Source organism: Lysinibacillus composti (assembly GCF_016908465.1).
Classification (GTDB): domain Bacteria; phylum Bacillota; class Bacilli; order Bacillales_A; family Planococcaceae; genus Ureibacillus; species Ureibacillus composti_A.
Window position 1 is genome coordinate 1 of sequence record NZ_JAFBDY010000033.1, and the last position, 16,533, is coordinate 16,533.

Sequence of the window (16,533 nt, forward strand, 5' to 3'; positions counted from 1 at the left end):
TTTTATTAAATAATTTATCTAAGAAAATTGGGATTCATTTAGGATAATCGGGGTGCCGTGTAATATCACTTCACCCCAACATTTGACATAGAACCATCATAAAAGGGTCTATGGTTTGAGTTTATCATTCAATCGGTTTATTATTTATAAGCAATCTAAACAATTTTTTCTGTTTAAATGATTAAGCAAACAATAAAATAACAAACTTAAATTACTTAGCAGATAAATACCTAAATCATGATTTTTGAGGATGCCCAATTATCAAAATAGGTGAGTGGACATCTTTCCTTCTTTCTTGAAGGAAGGATGTCTTTTATGAGCTTTACTTAAAAAATCAAAAAGTACAATAATGGTACATTATCCTTTTCGATTACCTATTTGAGATAGATTGTAGTAAACTTAAATTATGATTTGAAAGCGAGGGAACTTATTATGCCAACACCTAGTATGGAGGACCATATCGAGCAAATATATTTATTAATTGAAAATAAAGGATATGCGCGGGTGTCTGACATAGCTGAAGCATTATCGGTTCTACCTTCCTCCGTAACAAAAATGGTCCAAAAATTAGATAAAGACGGATACTTAGTATACGAAAAATATAGAGGGCTAACACTAACTTCAAAGGGTGAAAAACTTGGCAAGCGTCTTGTGAAAAGACATGAGTTACTGGAGCAGTTTTTGCGACTTATTGGAGTAGATGAGGGACGTATTTATGAGGATGTTGAAGGAATTGAACATCATTTAAGTTGGGACTCAATTGATCGTATTGCTGATTTAGTCCAATTACTAGAAGAAGATGCTGAGTTTGTGAAAAAACTTGAGGCTATGAAAGCAGCACAATAATACTGTATGTTAGAAGTGAGAGGATATAATAAATGAACGAATTGAAATCTGGTGAAGTTGTAGAACTTACAGTACTTGAAGAACAAGGGTCACGTTGGATATTGACAAATGGTGTCGATGAAATCCCCGTAAACAGTTCAGAAATAAACGAACCACTTACTGTTGGAGATCGAATTAAGGTATTTCTTTATGCTGACCGACGTGGAGACGTACAAGCTACTACAGTAATTCCTCACATATTACAAGGTGAGTACGGCTGGGCACGAGTAATTAAAGTTTCGAAAAAAGAAGGAGCTTTTGTCGATATTGGTACTACACGTGAAGTTCTTGTTAAGGATGAAGACCTTCCAATTATAGATGTTTGGCCAGAGGTAGGCGACTATTTATTTATGACACTCCGTACAGACCGAAACGGAGATTTATTTGGTCGATTAGCTACAGAGGAGAAAGTGAATGAGCTTTATGAGGGCGCATCTGAAGAATTGTACAATAAAAATATAAAAGCTCGACCATATCGACTCTTACCAGTAGGTTCATTTTTACTTGGAGTAGAAGCACCATACCGAATATTTGTGCACAATTCGGAAATGGAGTCAGAGCCGAGACTTGGGCAAGAAGTTGAAGTACGAATAATTGCTGTAAAAGAAGATGGTACATTGAACGGATCAATGTTGCCTAGAAATTATGAACGTCTAGGACAGGATGCAGAAAAAATATTACAGTACTTAAAAAGTGTCGATGGAAAAATGCCATTTGGAGATAAATCTACACCAGAAGAGATTTTAGAGATGTTTGATATGAGTAAAGGTGCATTCAAACGTGCGCTAGGAACTTTAATGAAAACTGGTAGAATAAAACAACAAGATGGATGGACTGAACTAATATAAACAATTGGGCTGCGACATATTAATTTAATGTCACAGCCTATTTTAATATGATGATGGTCATTTTTGAATTTTTGAGCCTGTCGTTGTACGGTCGGCGCAGAAAAGTACAGTAACTTAGAATGTCACCTTACTTTTTGGAACCTTTTGCCTTTTGAATCGTACTAATTGTTGAAGAACGCCATGAATCACCGAAGTAAAAAGATGGCGCTTATGAAAGGGGATTCTCCATGAAACCAAAATTTAGTGTTATGATGTCTGCAATTGTTTTAACTTTATCTGTAATAATACCAACAAGTGCTTTTGCTACTAATAGTCAACCAAAAGCAATAAATGAGAAGCTAGGAGTACCAATCGTAGTATATGGTGCGAATTTATCAGATTCAGAAAGAACAACCGTAAAAGAAGCATTGCGTGTTAATGAAGAACCGGAAGTTGATGAAATTACTGTTTCAGGTGAAGATTTAGTCAAATATATTTCTAATAGTAATTCAAGTGCAAGAATGTACTCATCTGCAAAGATTTCTCGTCAAGAGGAAGGGAAGGGTCTCGTTATTAGTATTGTAACTCCCGAAAATATTACAGAAGTAACGTCTGAAATGTATGCGAATGCAATGTTGACTGCAGGAATTGAAGATGCAAGTGTTGAAGTTGCAGCCCCAAAACCGGTAACTGGGCATTCAGCATTAGTTGGTATATATAAAGCATATGAAGTGAAAACTGGGGAAACACTAGATACAGAACGTACAGATGTTGCGAATGATGAGTTATCTGTAGCAACACAAATTGCAGAAAATGCTAATATTAGCGATGAGCAAATTGCAGCATTATTAACAGGAATTAAGCAAGACATTGCTGAATTAAATCCAGCAACAAGAGAAGAAGTAGCACAAATAGTTGAAGACCAACTCTCGAAGTTACAAATTGAATTAGGTGAACAGGACCGACAATTATTAATCGATTTAATGGATCGTATTAGTAAATTAGACATTGATTTTACAAAATTATCCGATCAACTTTCTGATTTAACGACGACGATTGAAGAAAAATTCAATAATGTGATACATGATGAAGGTTTTTGGAATGGTGTGAAAAACTTCTTTAACAATTTAATCAATACTATATCTACTTGGTTTAAATAAGTATAAGTTCTAATTATTTAGATGATTATGATATAGTGGAAATAAATGGGGGTGTAAAAATGGAATTTAAATTGGCTGAAAGAGGTCCAAAACATTTTGCCTTTGAGTATGAGCAAGAGGGAAAAATGTTAGCAGAGATCGAGTGGATTCAACGTGAAAATGTTATGGATATGAACCATACATTTGTATCTGATGAGTTACGCGGACAAGGGGTAGCAAAAAAGTTATTAGATCAGGCAGCAGAATATGCTAGAGAAAATAATTACAAAATGAGAGCCATTTGTTCGTATGTTGTTGCTGCTTTTGAAAGAAGCGCTGAATATGATGATGTAAAAGCTTAACTTAGTTTCAATACAAATAAAATTCTCATAGGCAATCAAATTGAATCCTCAGTTTGATTGCCTATTTCAATTTTTTAATAAAAATGAATAAAAGCATTTACTACTAAGGTAAGTAAAGTTGAAACAATAATATATGATGTAATCTCAAGCCCATCGTATTCATAATTCTGATGATTCATTTTATCTACCTCCTATTAGTTGTGAAATTACGGTGTTAATTAAACGAACTTTAGTGCAAAGAAAAGAGTAGATGATGTAATACATAAAAATTAAAATTCAACATATGTGAGTTATTTAAGAATATTCATTTGCGAGTAAGTTTATTCCAAAAAATATTTAAATAGGTAATTTGAAATATACTTTATAGAAGAAATTTATAGAAAGTGCATTAGAAGATGTCGTTAATAGAATTGGTAAAAATAGTTTGTATAAAAGATGGGATATTTAAACAAATTTGAATGCAATTTTACGATATCTAGCCACATATTGATAGTTGGAGTATTTGAAAAGTAAGAGTTAATCGGTAAGATTCGGGGCACATTACAATATAAAGACTTTTAGGAGGGATCATGTGGCAAAGTTAAAAGGAAAAGGTTTTGTTATTAGTGCATTAGTTGCTGGAGGTGCTGCATACTTAAGTAAAAAGCAAAATCGTGATAAAACGATGAACTTTTTAACTCAAGTACAGTCAAAATTCAGTTCACTTTTTGGTCCGAAAGCGGTAATGGATTATTCATTTAAAGAGCTAACAGAAACTGCCGCTGGTTCATCGGAACTAAGAATCCGCGAAAATAACTTCATTAGTGAAGGTGGTTCTCAAACACACCTTGAGTATTACAATGAAAATGAGCAACGAGTCTTGAATTAAAACGAAAAGGCTGTCCGGGGGTGAGGACAGCCTTTATTTTAAAAATAAAAGTTCACATGAAATATGATTAGATTGTTCATCCAATAGTATAGAAACTAAAAATAAATATGATGTTGAGAGATTCGTGGAAATTTTAAAACAACTTTAGGTGAGTACATCATGTAGTTGCCTAAGAAAAAGAAAAAGAAAAAAGATGACCCCAGAAGGATATTACTTCGAGGTCATCTTTACATATAAATTATTAAGCGTTAACTGTAACTTCTTTTTTCATTGTTTTGTTTTTAGCAAGGTTAACATGCCAAGAAAGTGCTTCCTCTAAAATGTGAGGAGTTTGTGAATTACCAGTTGCTTCAACTGCACGGTTATAGTAATCACGTAATTGCTCTTTATAATCAGGGTGTGCACAGTTTTCAATAATTAATGCAGCACGTTCTTTTGGAGCAAGTCCACGTAAGTCTGCAATACCTTGTTCTGTAACGATTACGTCTACATCATGTTCTGTATGGTCTACGTGAGATACCATAGGAACGATTGAAGAAATAGCTCCGCCTTTAGCGTAAGACTTCGTTACGAAAATACCTAAACGTGCGTTACGAGCGAAGTCTCCAGAACCACCGATTCCGTTCATCATTTTTGTACCGCTTACATGTGTAGAGTTAACGTTGCCGTAAATATCTAACTCAAGTGCAGTGTTGATAGAAATTAGTCCGAGACGACGGATTACTTCTGGGTGGTTTGAAATCTCTTGAGGACGTAAGCATAATTTGTCTGCATATTTCTCAAGGTTTCCATAAACCTTTTTCTGTAATTCTTCAGAAAGAGTAATAGATGTTGCTGCTGCAAAACTTACTTTACCAGCATCAATTAAGTTAAATACTGCATCTTGAAGTACTTCAGATGCTACAACTAGGTCTTCAAATTCTGAGTCTGCAAAGCCATCTAATACTGCGTTTGCAACAGAACCAACTCCTGATTGTAAAGGCATTAATTTATTAGTTAAGCGGCCAGCTTTAATTTCAGAACGGAAGAAATCAAGTAAAAGATTTGCCATTGTTTGTGTCTCTTCATCTGGTGGAACGATTAATGAAGGAGCATCTGGCTCTTCAGAAATAACAATTGCTTTAATTTTCGCAGGATCTACTTTGATACCGATTTCACCGATACGTGTTTCTGCATTTGTCATTGGAATTGCTTCACGTTGCCCTTGTGGTGCTGGAACATAAATATCGTGAATTCCAATCAGGCTCTCTGGGTGAGTAATGTTTAACTCAACAATAATATTTTCTGCATACTCAGCAAAAATTGGTGAGTTACCTACAGAAGTTGTAGGGATAATATATCCTTCTTCAGTAATAGCAGTAGCTTCTAAGATTAAGTATTGAATAGGGCCAATGATTCCTTGGCGTACTAATTCGGCATTATGAGACAGATGAGCATCTACATATAAAACATCACCAGAGTTAATTTGGCCACGAATAACTGGGTCTGCAATAAATGGTCCACGTTTACGAATAGCACCTGCTTCTGCTAAATGCTTGTCCACTTCTGGTCCAAGTGAAGCGCCAGTATAAACATCAATTTTAAAATCCCCTTGTTTAGCACGTTCAACTAATGCCATTGGAACAACTTTTGCATCTCCAGCACGTGTAAACCCGCTCATTCCAACTACAGCACCGTTTTCAATTAGTGCAGCTGCTTCTTCAGCAGATACAACTTTCTCTGCTAATTCTTTTAAACCTAAGCGTTTTTCTACTCTTGAATCCATATATAAATCCTCCCCATAATAGATATGCTAAGAATATTCGGTACTCCATATTAAGTGAGAGAGAAACTCACTCAATATATTAAACTTATACTTTTATAATAGCACCATCCTGTCACAAAATCTTCAATAAATATATGTAAGTGCTTAAAAAACGAATAATCGAGCAAATATCAGCAAAATCGAGTTTTTGTGACAGGGAATTTCATTCGAATTTATATTTTCGACAATCATAAAAATACAAAAGCGACCTTTTTGTGGTAGTTCAAAGGTCGCTGTTTATATTATGGGACTATAATTTAGAAGCCAAGTGAACGGCGGAAATAACTAGCATATCTTTGGCTTACAGGAATTCTAGTTCCATCCTTCATTATTAGTAAGAATGTTGAATGTGAATCAGGTTGGATTTCTTCTATAAAATCAATGTTAACAATATAAGAACGATGACATCGAATAAACGAGTCAGAAGCAAGGAATAATTCAAGGTCACTTAAATTAAGACGGTGATAACCTTCGCGGTGCATTGTTTTAACAAATGTTTTACGCAGTTGAGTTTCAAGATAAATTACTTGGTTATGTTTAATTGGATACCAACAATCGTCTATTTTGATCGTAATATAGTTAGTTAAAAATGGTGAAGGTTTTTGAGGGAAAATGGCTGTTACAGCACCTCTAATTTCTCCTTCTTCGATTAAAGGTATACTTGTACCATAATAAGGAACGCCAAAAATATCTTGTTCGATATATGAATTAGTTTTTTGCCCATATGTAACTGCTTTGTGTGCTGCAGATCCTTCTTTAATAGGATCACCGGGCTTAATTTTTAAATCCACTTTTTTACTTGGCTGGTAGTATAGGTATTCATTTGTATCTGAAATAGCGATTGATGTGTTTTCAGGGAAGAACTCCTTAATAATATCCATGATTTCTTCAATTTGTTTTGGTTCCATCTTGTAACACCTCTTTTTTGTATGCAAATAAATTTATATTGTCTATTTTACTACATTTCAAAGAAAAGAAATAGAAAATTGTTGAATAATGGAGGATTTTTGCGCAAGAGTGAAAAAACAGTGAAATAATCGACTAAATTAATCATCATATATTATATAAATAGAATATTATTTTTCTTAAAACGAATAACTTTAGTACTATTTCTAATCAAAAATCTAGTTGATAGAGCATCATAAAATATGGTAAACTGCTGATTAGTTACAATTTATTATTATTTTCTTTATATTTTGTAAGTTGAAGTTTGAGTTTATCTATCATATAGTGCATATATTATAGTTTCGGTAAATAAAAGGGGATTTTTTACCAATATTGTTGTCACGTTCTAAGTTTATATTAAAATAATATTAGTGTTGTTAATAAATAATTTATGTGCAATTGCATTCATAGAAAGATGGGGTAATAATGCAACTACATCAACATTCAATATCTGAGACAATATCTAAAAGATACTTTCAAGAAATTGACCATATTAATCAATACAGTGGGGTTGAAGATTTTTATAGTATAGAATCCAAATTGTTATTTGAAATCTTTCATTTAGAATCTACAAAGGCTAAAAAATCTTTACATGAATTGATTGATATTTTATCAATTCGTTTCGGTAAACAGGTGATCAAAGTAGTTCGCAATTATTTTGTGATTCTTTCATCAATTGTTGCGCGTAAATTATTAGATAACCAAGTTCCTTCGAAGAAAGCGTTTGCATTCAATCTAGCTTGTGCAGATATGATTGAAAATAAAATGAAGGATGCTGAGTTTCTTCAATTTGCAGACGAATTAATTGATTTTTACGTTTATTTTATTGCTGATCGCAAACAACCAACATTCCGTCACCAAACGGTCAATAAGGTTATTATGTACATAAATGATGAATTAGAAAGTGATTTAACAGTAGAGAGCATAGCCAATAAGTTCCATATTAGTACAAGCCACTTATCGCGAATTTTTAGAGAACATGTGGGGATTACTTTAGTGGAATATTTGAATGTTCGCAGAGTGGAAGAATCACAGTATTATTTAAGACACACAAATAAAAGTATCACCTCTATATCAGATCAGTTCCACTTTTGTAATCAAAGTTACTTTACTCGCATATTTAAAAAATATACGGGTGTAACTCCTAAACATTTTAGAGATGAGTTGCACCATGAGTTCTTTAGATATGAAATGAATGAAGTTGAGTTTGAAAGGGTTTAAGTAACGGCTCAAATAGTAGCAGGTCAACGATTAAAAGTTATTCTTATTATAAGGATGACTTAAAATTGAAAAGTAGCTGCTAATTGATATTGTTTTATTAATTATGTATACTCAGGCGTAGTGATTAATTATAGTGGGTGGATAAATGAAAAAACTAATGATGTTCTCCATGCTTGGACTAATGGTATTTGTTTTGTCTGGCTGTCAAGCAGTAGAGAATCAAGAAGGATTTTTTTATAGCACATTTGTTAAACCGATGGATTGGTTACTAGACTTCTTAGGGAATGATATTTTTAATGGTAGCTATGGATTAGCAATTATTACGATTACGCTTGCGATTCGGTTAATATTAATGCCTTTTATGTTGAAGAACTATCGTAATCAATCACTTATGAAGTCAAAAATGGATGTCGTTAAACCAAAGATGGATGAAATCCAAGGTAGACTTAAAGAAGCTAAAACAAAAGAAGAACAAATGGCAATTCAACAAGAAATGCTTGCACTATATCGTGAAAATGGCATTAATCCATTAAATATGGGTTGTTTACCAATGGTTATACAAATGCCAATCATTATGGGCTTGTATTTTGCGATTCGTTATTCAAGTGATGTACAAACGCATGAATTTTTATGGTTTAACTTAGGTAGCCCTGATATTTTAATGACAATCGTAGCAGGGGTTGTTTATTTCGTACAAGCAAAAGTATCACTATGGACGGTTCCTGATGCTCAAAAGGCACAAATGAAAATGATGATCTACATTTCGCCGATTATGATTGTATTTATTTCATTTACTTCAATGGCAGCATTACCGTTATACTGGTCAATCAGTGGGTTATTCTTAATATTACAAACCTATATTGGAAGAAAATACTACTCAGAGCACCCAGAGAAAGCTCTGAAAAAATAGAATTATCTAAGCCGAAGCTTTTATAGCCTCGGCTTTTATTTCATTTAATCGACAAATTTATACATATTCCTTGAGCCAAATTGGTTAAACAGTGCTAAAATATAATTATTGTTAAAAGAAAGTAGGAAAAATACAAAATGAAGCCCTCATTCAACAATAATCATAATAAAAATAAAAAATATATGATCTGGATAATTGTACTAGCTAGTTTAGTTGTTTTAGGTGCTGCCACTTATTTTGTTATAAACAATCCAAGCATTTTAAATAACTCTTCTGGAAGTCAAGGTACAAACCTAGAGTCGAAAGAGAATGAAGAAAATAGCGACAAAGAACCTAAAGAACAATCTGATGTAGACTCTTCAGATAGTGAAAGTTCTCCGCAAAAGGATGATCAGAAACCTGAAGTTGTGGATGATAACGGATATATCGTAGGACAGCCCGAAGCTACGGAACCAACATATGTCGATGGGGTATTAATAGCAAATAAAAAATACCCATTACCTAAGACTTTTCAGCCGGGAGAAGATGTTGATGCTCGAGCAGCTTTTGAATTAATGGGCGCAGATGCGAGAAAAGCCGGTTTTGAGTTAGTAGCTTTTAGTACATATCGTTCTTATGAGTATCAACAAACTTTATATAACAATTATGTGGAGCGAGATGGAAAAGAAAATGCAGATCGCTATAGTGCGAGACCTGGATATTCTGAGCATCAAACGGGGTTAGCGTTTGATATTGGAGAAGTAGGTCGTGAAGATTTGTGGCTTACTAGCGAGTTTGGTGAAACTGATGCAGGTAAATGGCTAGTAAATAACGCACATAAATATGGCTTTATATTAAGGTATCCTCAAGGGAAAGAAAAAATAACTGGGTATATGTATGAGTCATGGCACTTCCGATATTTAGGTATACAGTTAGCAACTGATGTGAAAAAATCTAGTTTAACTTTAGAAGAATATCTAGGCATACAATAAAGAAAAGGATGGCGCGCTGCCATCCTTTTTTTATAATATTGGTGATAGTAATCTTGAAATAGACTCTTTAAACTTAATAAGTAATGAACGACTTTCATATCGTTCTAACGTTAACTCTGTACAGTCGAAAATATCCTTTTCAAAGATTTCAGCAAGTTCATGGGAAATTTGATGATTGTAAAGAAATGCGTTTACCTCAAAGTTCAAACTAAAACTTCTTACGTCTATATTAGCTGTTCCAACTGTAGATGCTTCGTCATCTATAACAATCATTTTTGCGTGAATAAATCCTTTTTCGTAAATGTAAACTTTTGCGCCTGATTTTAAGAGATTTCCTACATATGAATACGTTGCCCAGTAAACAAACATATGATCAGGTTTGTTAGGAATCATAATTCGAACGTCGATTCCTGAAAGGGCAGCAATTTCAATGGCATTTAAGAAGCTAGCATCTGGTATGAAATACGGCGTCTGGATATAAATGTATTTTTTGGCGCTCATAAGTAATTTTAAATATCCATTTTTTATTGTCTGCCATTCAGAGTCAGGCCCACTCGAAACGATTTGTAACGCGACATCGCCCTTTTTGGGGATTGCGGGAAAGTAATGCTCTGAATAATCTATACTATTGTTACTTGCTTGGTTCCAATCTAGTAAAAAGCGGGTTTGTAGAGGGTGTACAGAACTTCCCTCAATTCTTAAATGAGTATCTCGCCAATAACCAAATTTTTTATTCAATCCTAAATACTCGTCTCCAACATTAAAGCCACCGATGTAACCAATACGGCCATCAATGACAACAATTTTACGATGATTACGGAAGTTCAATCGTGGATTAAATAATGGGAGTATTGAAGGGAAAAAGACTTCAACTTCACCACCCAGTTTGGATAACTCCTGAAAGTTTCTCTTTTTTATAGATCGAGAACCCATTTCATCGTATAAAATGCGAACCTTTACACCTTGTTTTGCTTTTTTCTTTAAAACATCGATTATACGTTGACCTAAATTATCAAGTTTAAAAATATAATATTGGATATGTATATGATCTTTTGCTAATAAAATATCGTCTATTAAAGATTCAAACTTTTCGGCACCATCATCGTATATTTTCACTTCATTATCTTGGGTTAAAACGGCTTTACTTGTTTTTAAATTTAACTGAATTAGTTCTTTATGATTCTCAACATGTAAGGATTGAAACTCAAGAGTATTCTCTTCTAATGCCCCAAGCTGGTAACTAATTAATTTATCGATTCCAATATCTTTGGATCCTTCCCAACGAAAAAGATGCTTTTTTCGAAGTTGTCTACCGAGCATTAAATATAATATAAATCCTAATAGTGGAAGGAAAAATAGTACAAGAACCCATGCCCAAGTAGAAGATGCATCTTTACGTTCTAAGAAAATAACAGTTATAGCAAATATCGTATTCAATGCCAAAATAACAGGGAGAAATACTACTGTATCTAAGATGCCCATGAAATGTGCACACCTCTTTATTCTTTTGTCATTATTATAACGTTAAAATGATGTGATGGATAAAGGAATCACTTCAAAAATTATTATATCAATAATATTTAGTATTGTTCAGCAATAAAATACACTTCAGAAAAATCGAGTTCCAGTAATTTCTCTTTATTGATAAAGAATTTAATGATTCCGGAGTCACCCCACATAATTTCCTGGGAATCATTCGAAACGACTTGTAACAATAACGTATCAAAGCGCTTTAAAAAATTTGAATTAGACCTTGGATCATTATAAATAAAGTAAGGGTACCCACCAAGTTTGTGATCAGCACCTAAAAAATGTTCAAAGTAAAATTCCTCCAATGTTCGACCGTCTTCCGTCATTGTGCAGTCAGATGTTGGAAAGTTTATATATGAATTCAGCCTATAATCCATTGCCGAAACTGGTTCAATCATTTTACTTATAGATAAATGTAATTCATTTTTTATAGGAAAGGGAGTAATAAAATCTCCTTTTATAATGGAGAAATCTGTAACAAGTTTATCTTGAGACAACACTTCAGGGAAATAGCGAACTTTAAAGTCCTGTTGAAAAATTTGTTCTGTCCTTTTTTCATAAAGTAACTCCTGAGTTCTAGAAATAAAAAATTGTAATACACCATTTTTAGGAAATGGTTTTTCAGAAGGGAATTGTGAAAAGTTTACTTGTGCTAATAAGTCCATATATTGACCTTTTTGATCTTTGGGTAACCTATGACTTTTGGGTAGATACGGCAAACCTGCAAACTTACTATCTGCTAACGAAGTGTTTTGAGATTTTGGCATGATAATATAAGAAGTCTTTACTGAAAGTTCTATAGTTTGCCGAAATTTTTCTAGTTCTCGTGGTAAAGAGAGGTGTTGAGATAACTCCACAATGATTCCCCCATAAAATGTAAATGAGATAGCTATTAATGTATCTTTCCCAACTATTAGAATAGGTTAAACACTAAAAAAATAAAGCAATGCGTAAAATATTATACGCATTGCTTATATTATTCATGTTCAGCTCTTAGTGAATTACCTGATTTCTTAAATAATAAGATGAGACCGACAGCAATTAATGCTATAAAAATCGAAACATAATATGTTAATGACAAATCGATTTTAAATAATGAAGTGAAAAATAAGGGGCCAAAAATGCGTCCCAAATTATCCATTGAATATGTTAATCCCGCAGCTGTCCCGTATTTCCCACCTGACTCCTTTGAAGTTAGTGAAACGACACATGTTCTGGCTAAAGCGTTACCAGCAGTAAAGACGCAAAGTGCAAACCCGGCAAAAACGATGTTGGTCGTCAAAGTCATAAGTAGTAATCCAACTGCTGTTACTAATTGTGCACCGATTAACCAACTGCTTTCCTTACCGTCTTTGATTCTTCGTATAACTCCACCTTGAATTGCAGCATCTACAAACCCACTAAATAAAAATAAAAGTCCAAGTTGAAGAGGGGTAATGTCGATTTTTTCGATTTGGAACAATTGGAATGTTGCTTCAACACCCGCTAATGTAAATGTTACAAAAAATGAAAAGATGATTAGGTAACGAACCCGATAGCGTAATAAATCAGATGCACCAGTTGGTACAATTGCGCGCTTATTTGCCTCTCCTCTTCGTTCAGGTTCCTTTAATACAGCCAGTGCGTAAAAGAACAAAATCCCAATTAAGATTGCCGAAGCGGTATAAGGAAGTTGCAAACTAATATGTCCTAACATCCCGCCAATAGCTGGCCCAAAAATGAACCCTAGGCCGATGGACATACCCATAAAACCCATATACTTATTTCGGTTTTCATTAGTTGACATATCTCCAATAAAACCGGTGACTGATGTATAGAGCGCACCTGAAAATAGTCCACCAATTATACGTGACACGTATAACATAAATAAATTATCAATAAATAAACTAAATAAGACAAAACTTAGAAAAAAACCAATAAGACCAATTAGAATAAGTTGTTTTCGTCCGAATTTATCAGAAAGTTGCCCCCAAAATGGAGCTGTAAAAAAGCTTGCCAAAGCATAAATTGTTAATAACCCACCAACATGGATCTCATCCCAGCCTTGTTGGATAATTACTTCTGGTAGAACTGGAATGATAATACCGAACCCAAGATAAACAAAGAATTGCACAGATAGTAACAAAAGTAGTGATTTTTTCATAAAGAACCTGCTTTCTACCAATGAACGTAATATCAACATTTTACCTCGAGTAATAAAGTGAAACAAGTTTCTATAAATGACGTTATTTATAAAGTTTTTTTATACGAGAGTGATTGTAGTTTAGAGGAGAGGGCAATACTGTCTTTTGAGGTCTAAGGTACATAAAAAGGGGTTTATGGGTAATTACAAAACCTTAATGCAATTTACTTGACTTTTACATGTTGTAACAGAATTGATAAACAATTCTTTTTAGAAACATGTTATGATTAGCAAAGATTACTTGTCTGACCTCTTATACTTGGAACTTCAAAAAGGATTGAGCGTTATTTTAATTGGAAAGGTTAGGTGGAACGTATGACGAAGGAAGTAGACTTGAAAAATATCGTTAAAAAATTATCGAAATTAGGTGTTACTGCATCAGTTACAAAGTCGCGTCTTGAATTATTAAAAGTATTAACACCACCAACACAAACTCCGCAAGCATAACTAGAAAATAATAAAAATACCCGACTTACTTTACATGAAGTAAGTCGGGTATTTTTTTAGAATAGATAAAACGTATTCCTGGATAGTAAGATTAAACCTGTCTTGCTATTCATCTTCATCCATTGTTGAGAACATATAAGTGCGATAATGGAATCTCATACTGAATACTAAACCAATTGCTAAAGCGTTCCCCATTAACGAACTACCTCCGTAACTAATAAAAGGAAGAGGAATACCTGTAATTGGCAGTAATTGAATAGTCATCCCAATATTTTCAAAAACGTGGAATGTAATCATCGCGATAATACCAGCGCAAACATATGTGCAAAAAGGATCCTTTAAAGTTAGCGTGGTTTTCGTTAAATGATAAATCAATAAAAAGTATAAGCAAATCACAAAGCTTGCCCCAATGAAACCCCACTCTTCGCCGATTACAGTAAATACAAAGTCTGTATGATTTTCTGCTACATAAACTTCGCGGCCAGCATAACCTTTACCAAAGATCTCACCTGAACCAATTGCATTAAGAGATGTAATCAGATGATATCCCCAGTCAGAAGAATAAGCGTAAGGATCGAGCCATGAATAAATTCTGGCAAATTGATACGGGCTAAAGCCGAATTTTTCCTCAAGGAAATCCTGAGCAAATAGAGCCATCCATAAAAGTAAACCACCGACCGTAACACCGCTAGCGAAAACAGGGAGAATAATCTTCCATGAAATCCCTGCCACGATAACTAATGCTGCAGTAATTGCTAAAAATACGAGTGCAGATCCAAGGTCTGGCTGCTTCATAATAAATCCAAGTGGAACTAATAACGTGAGTGCAATTTTACCGAGTAATAAAAAATCAGTTTTTATGGATTTTAAAGAGTGCGTTTCATGGTGCTTACTAATTAAACGAGCAAGTGCTAAAATGTAAAAGGTTTTCATAAACTCTGATGGTTGAATATTTCCAACGGGTGTACCAAACCAACTTTTAGCTCCATTAACTCTTCTTGCAAAATCCCCTTCAGGAATAATGAAAAGTACTAAAAGTAAAAATACACCGAAGCCATATAAATACCAGGACATTTTTTTATATTGATCCGGTTCAAAATACATGACGAAAGCAATAATGATTGAACCAATAACGTACCATTGTAATTGTTTCAATACGAAATTCTCAAGATACTGACCAGTAGTTTGAGCTGAGGAAATAGCCGTTAAACTAATAATCAGAAACATAAAAAGAATAAACGCGAGTCTCCAGTCGAATCTCCCCGCAAAATTTCGATTGTAATCCATATTCATTTCACCCAAATATCTATAAGATTGTAGGTTGCTCTGAAGGTGTTAATCAGATAACCTCGATAGTAAAAATTATTTGTAAATGTTTTGTAATAATGTTATTGGTTAAGGATAAATATACTCTTAACAAATTTATTTTTTTGTGTATTTCAAAAAAGTTTAAGTTGAATTAGCTATTAGAAATCAACTTTTTTACTGTAACATATTATAGCGTAAAAAGGGACTTTTCAGTTAAACAATAAGTTCAGACGAAAAGATGACGAAAATGTTTCAAAAATAAAAAATAAATCATATAATAAAATCTGAGGCTAACTTTTGGAGAGTGATCGTATGTCAAAAAAGAAGAGAAATGCTGACGATTACATGCATCATTTATATTTACATATGAATGACGTAGATCATTTTGTGATTTTTAGTGGCCTATCTTTAAAGCAGTTTATTAATTCTGTAAACAGTTTACCTAATTTATTACTAATAAAACATGGCTACGAAGATGGTTCATTTAACATGCATACACAATTTGACTTTATTACTAATGAAGATTTAAATGGTTTTTCTAAGAAAATGGCGGATTATACAAATGAGATTTGTTGGGTTGATTTTGAAGAGGAGAAATATTTAAATCAACTTTCTCCAATTGAGCAAGCTGAGTTGCTTTACATTGGTCATAAAAAAGAATCGATTGGCTCACCATTCTTTTCAAAGCTTCAAAACCGTTATGTCTATTATTCATCTGAAAATCAAAAAGTAACTAAAATATATTTCCGGTTTTTAGAAGACTCGGAAATTTTAGTTTCAAATTTATATAATAGAATGATAAAAGAAAAAGAAGGGAACGGAAGCTTTTGGCGCCGTAAATCAAAGGAAAAGGTTCCTTCATTAGATCCCGCCTTTTTAAAAGCCTACCGTCCATTCGCTAAAGACGGGGCATTGCTATCATTATATAAGATGGAGAAACCTAACAACTACTATGGTGTGGAAGTTCGAACCCTCGTGGATTATGATTATCCTGATGAAGTTTGGGATGATTTAGATGAAATTTTGAAACAAAATTATGATGAACTAATAAAAATTACTTAAACTCACTGTCAATGCAACCGTCTAAATTGGCAGGGGGTTTTTTATCTTTCAGTACAAACCTTCTTCATACTT

At 33.6% G+C, this 16,533-nt stretch carries 16 protein-coding genes; 10 read left to right on the forward strand and 6 right to left on the reverse strand.

The features are described from left to right. Positions 1-432 precede the first annotated feature (432 nt). From mntR to JOD29_RS18805, 5 genes are all read left to right on the forward strand, one after another. Entirely contained in the window at positions 433-846 is a 414-nt protein-coding gene (gene mntR / locus JOD29_RS18785; RefSeq protein ID WP_124766911.1) for a transcriptional regulator MntR, read from the forward strand. Positions 847-878: 32 nt separating this feature from the next. Beyond that, entirely contained in the window at positions 879-1,733 is an 855-nt protein-coding gene (locus JOD29_RS18790) for a CvfB family protein (protein WP_124766910.1), read from the forward strand. A gap of 248 nt (positions 1,734-1,981) precedes the next feature. Beyond that, a complete protein-coding gene (locus tag JOD29_RS18795; protein WP_420844566.1) occupies positions 1,982-2,872 on the forward strand; it encodes a DUF1002 domain-containing protein in 891 nt (296 codons plus the stop codon). Positions 2,873-2,931: 59 nt separating this feature from the next. Beyond that, on the forward strand, positions 2,932-3,213 hold the full coding sequence (locus JOD29_RS18800) for a GNAT family N-acetyltransferase (RefSeq protein ID WP_124766908.1): 282 nt from the start codon (positions 2,932-2,934) through the stop codon (positions 3,211-3,213). A gap of 571 nt (positions 3,214-3,784) precedes the next feature. After that, the gene (locus JOD29_RS18805; protein WP_124766907.1) at positions 3,785-4,081 is read left to right on the forward strand and encodes a hypothetical protein; all 297 of its coding nucleotides are present in this window, start codon (positions 3,785-3,787) and stop codon (positions 4,079-4,081) included. Positions 4,082-4,322: 241 nt separating this feature from the next. Here the strand turns inward: JOD29_RS18805 and JOD29_RS18810 are convergent, their stop codons facing one another. Together JOD29_RS18810 and JOD29_RS18815 are read right to left on the reverse strand one after the other, a co-directional pair. Continuing rightward, positions 4,323-5,846 carry a succinate CoA transferase gene (locus tag JOD29_RS18810; protein ID WP_124766906.1) on the reverse strand — a complete coding sequence of 508 codons (1,524 nt, stop codon included), beginning with the start codon at positions 5,844-5,846 and terminating at the stop codon, positions 4,323-4,325. A gap of 296 nt (positions 5,847-6,142) precedes the next feature. Beyond that, a complete protein-coding gene (locus JOD29_RS18815) occupies positions 6,143-6,793 on the reverse strand; it encodes a LytTR family DNA-binding domain-containing protein (protein ID WP_124766905.1) in 651 nt (216 codons plus the stop codon). Positions 6,794-7,256: 463 nt separating this feature from the next. Between JOD29_RS18815 and JOD29_RS18820 the strand changes: the two genes are divergently transcribed. The 3 genes from JOD29_RS18820 to JOD29_RS18830 all read left to right on the forward strand — a co-directional run bounded on the left by JOD29_RS18820 (position 7,257) and on the right by JOD29_RS18830 (position 9,932). After that, positions 7,257-8,051, forward strand: coding sequence for a helix-turn-helix transcriptional regulator (locus tag JOD29_RS18820; protein WP_124766904.1), 795 nt, complete (start codon positions 7,257-7,259; stop codon positions 8,049-8,051). 145 nt (positions 8,052-8,196) lie between these two features. Further along, complete coding sequence (gene yidC, locus JOD29_RS18825) at positions 8,197-8,961, forward strand: membrane protein insertase YidC (protein ID WP_124766903.1); 765 nt, start codon at positions 8,197-8,199, stop codon at positions 8,959-8,961. 182 nt (positions 8,962-9,143) lie between these two features. Continuing rightward, positions 9,144-9,932: a M15 family metallopeptidase gene (locus JOD29_RS18830; RefSeq protein ID WP_239585812.1), complete on the forward strand. Its 789-nt coding sequence runs from the start codon at positions 9,144-9,146 to the stop codon at positions 9,930-9,932. 30 nt (positions 9,933-9,962) lie between these two features. On the opposite strand, the gene cls is transcribed toward JOD29_RS18830, so the two are convergent. The 3 genes from cls to JOD29_RS18845 all read right to left on the reverse strand — a co-directional run bounded on the left by cls (position 9,963) and on the right by JOD29_RS18845 (position 13,605). Next, positions 9,963-11,414 (reverse strand): cardiolipin synthase, encoded by a 1,452-nt coding sequence (cls, locus tag JOD29_RS18835; protein ID WP_124766901.1) that lies wholly within the window; start codon positions 11,412-11,414, stop codon positions 9,963-9,965. A gap of 98 nt (positions 11,415-11,512) precedes the next feature. Further along, complete coding sequence (locus tag JOD29_RS18840; RefSeq protein WP_124766900.1) at positions 11,513-12,319, reverse strand: YwqG family protein; 807 nt, start codon at positions 12,317-12,319, stop codon at positions 11,513-11,515. 119 nt (positions 12,320-12,438) lie between these two features. After that, on the reverse strand, positions 12,439-13,605 hold the full coding sequence (locus tag JOD29_RS18845; protein WP_124766899.1) for an MFS transporter: 1,167 nt from the start codon (positions 13,603-13,605) through the stop codon (positions 12,439-12,441). A 354-nt stretch (positions 13,606-13,959) separates the two neighbouring features. On the opposite strand from JOD29_RS18845, the gene JOD29_RS20675 reads away from it, so the two are divergent. Further along, positions 13,960-14,091: an Lmo0850 family protein gene (locus tag JOD29_RS20675; RefSeq protein WP_254712452.1), complete on the forward strand. Its 132-nt coding sequence runs from the start codon at positions 13,960-13,962 to the stop codon at positions 14,089-14,091. 105 nt (positions 14,092-14,196) lie between these two features. Here JOD29_RS20675 and JOD29_RS18850 read toward each other — a convergent pair whose 3' ends face one another. Next, complete coding sequence (locus JOD29_RS18850; protein ID WP_124766898.1) at positions 14,197-15,378, reverse strand: FtsW/RodA/SpoVE family cell cycle protein; 1,182 nt, start codon at positions 15,376-15,378, stop codon at positions 14,197-14,199. Between the two features lie 333 nt (positions 15,379-15,711). Here JOD29_RS18850 and JOD29_RS18855 point away from each other — a divergent pair, with 333 nt between their 5' ends. Then, the gene (locus JOD29_RS18855) at positions 15,712-16,461 is read left to right on the forward strand and encodes a hypothetical protein (RefSeq protein WP_124766897.1); all 750 of its coding nucleotides are present in this window, start codon (positions 15,712-15,714) and stop codon (positions 16,459-16,461) included. Positions 16,462-16,533 lie beyond the last annotated feature (72 nt).

What these genes read in the sequence shown, in the direction of transcription:
- cls (WP_124766901.1), bottom strand. Translation starts at nt 11,414, where the DNA reads ATGGGCATCTTAGATACAGTAGTATTTCTCCCTGTTATTTTGGCATTG.
- mntR (WP_124766911.1), top strand. Translation starts at nt 433, where the DNA reads ATGCCAACACCTAGTATGGAGGACCATATCGAGCAAATATATTTATTA.
- JOD29_RS18850 (WP_124766898.1), bottom strand. Translation starts at nt 15,378, where the DNA reads ATGGATTACAATCGAAATTTTGCGGGGAGATTCGACTGGAGACTCGCG.
- JOD29_RS18800 (WP_124766908.1), top strand. Translation starts at nt 2,932, where the DNA reads ATGGAATTTAAATTGGCTGAAAGAGGTCCAAAACATTTTGCCTTTGAG.
- JOD29_RS18830 (WP_239585812.1), top strand. Translation starts at nt 9,144, where the DNA reads ATGATCTGGATAATTGTACTAGCTAGTTTAGTTGTTTTAGGTGCTGCC.
- JOD29_RS18855 (WP_124766897.1), top strand. Translation starts at nt 15,712, where the DNA reads ATGTCAAAAAAGAAGAGAAATGCTGACGATTACATGCATCATTTATAT.
- JOD29_RS18810 (WP_124766906.1), bottom strand. Translation starts at nt 5,846, where the DNA reads ATGGATTCAAGAGTAGAAAAACGCTTAGGTTTAAAAGAATTAGCAGAG.
- JOD29_RS18790 (WP_124766910.1), top strand. Translation starts at nt 879, where the DNA reads ATGAACGAATTGAAATCTGGTGAAGTTGTAGAACTTACAGTACTTGAA.
- JOD29_RS18795 (WP_420844566.1), top strand. Translation starts at nt 1,982, where the DNA reads ATGATGTCTGCAATTGTTTTAACTTTATCTGTAATAATACCAACAAGT.
- yidC (WP_124766903.1), top strand. Translation starts at nt 8,197, where the DNA reads ATGAAAAAACTAATGATGTTCTCCATGCTTGGACTAATGGTATTTGTT.
- JOD29_RS18815 (WP_124766905.1), bottom strand. Translation starts at nt 6,793, where the DNA reads ATGGAACCAAAACAAATTGAAGAAATCATGGATATTATTAAGGAGTTC.
- JOD29_RS20675 (WP_254712452.1), top strand. Translation starts at nt 13,960, where the DNA reads ATGACGAAGGAAGTAGACTTGAAAAATATCGTTAAAAAATTATCGAAA.
- JOD29_RS18845 (WP_124766899.1), bottom strand. Translation starts at nt 13,605, where the DNA reads ATGAAAAAATCACTACTTTTGTTACTATCTGTGCAATTCTTTGTTTAT.
- JOD29_RS18820 (WP_124766904.1), top strand. Translation starts at nt 7,257, where the DNA reads ATGCAACTACATCAACATTCAATATCTGAGACAATATCTAAAAGATAC.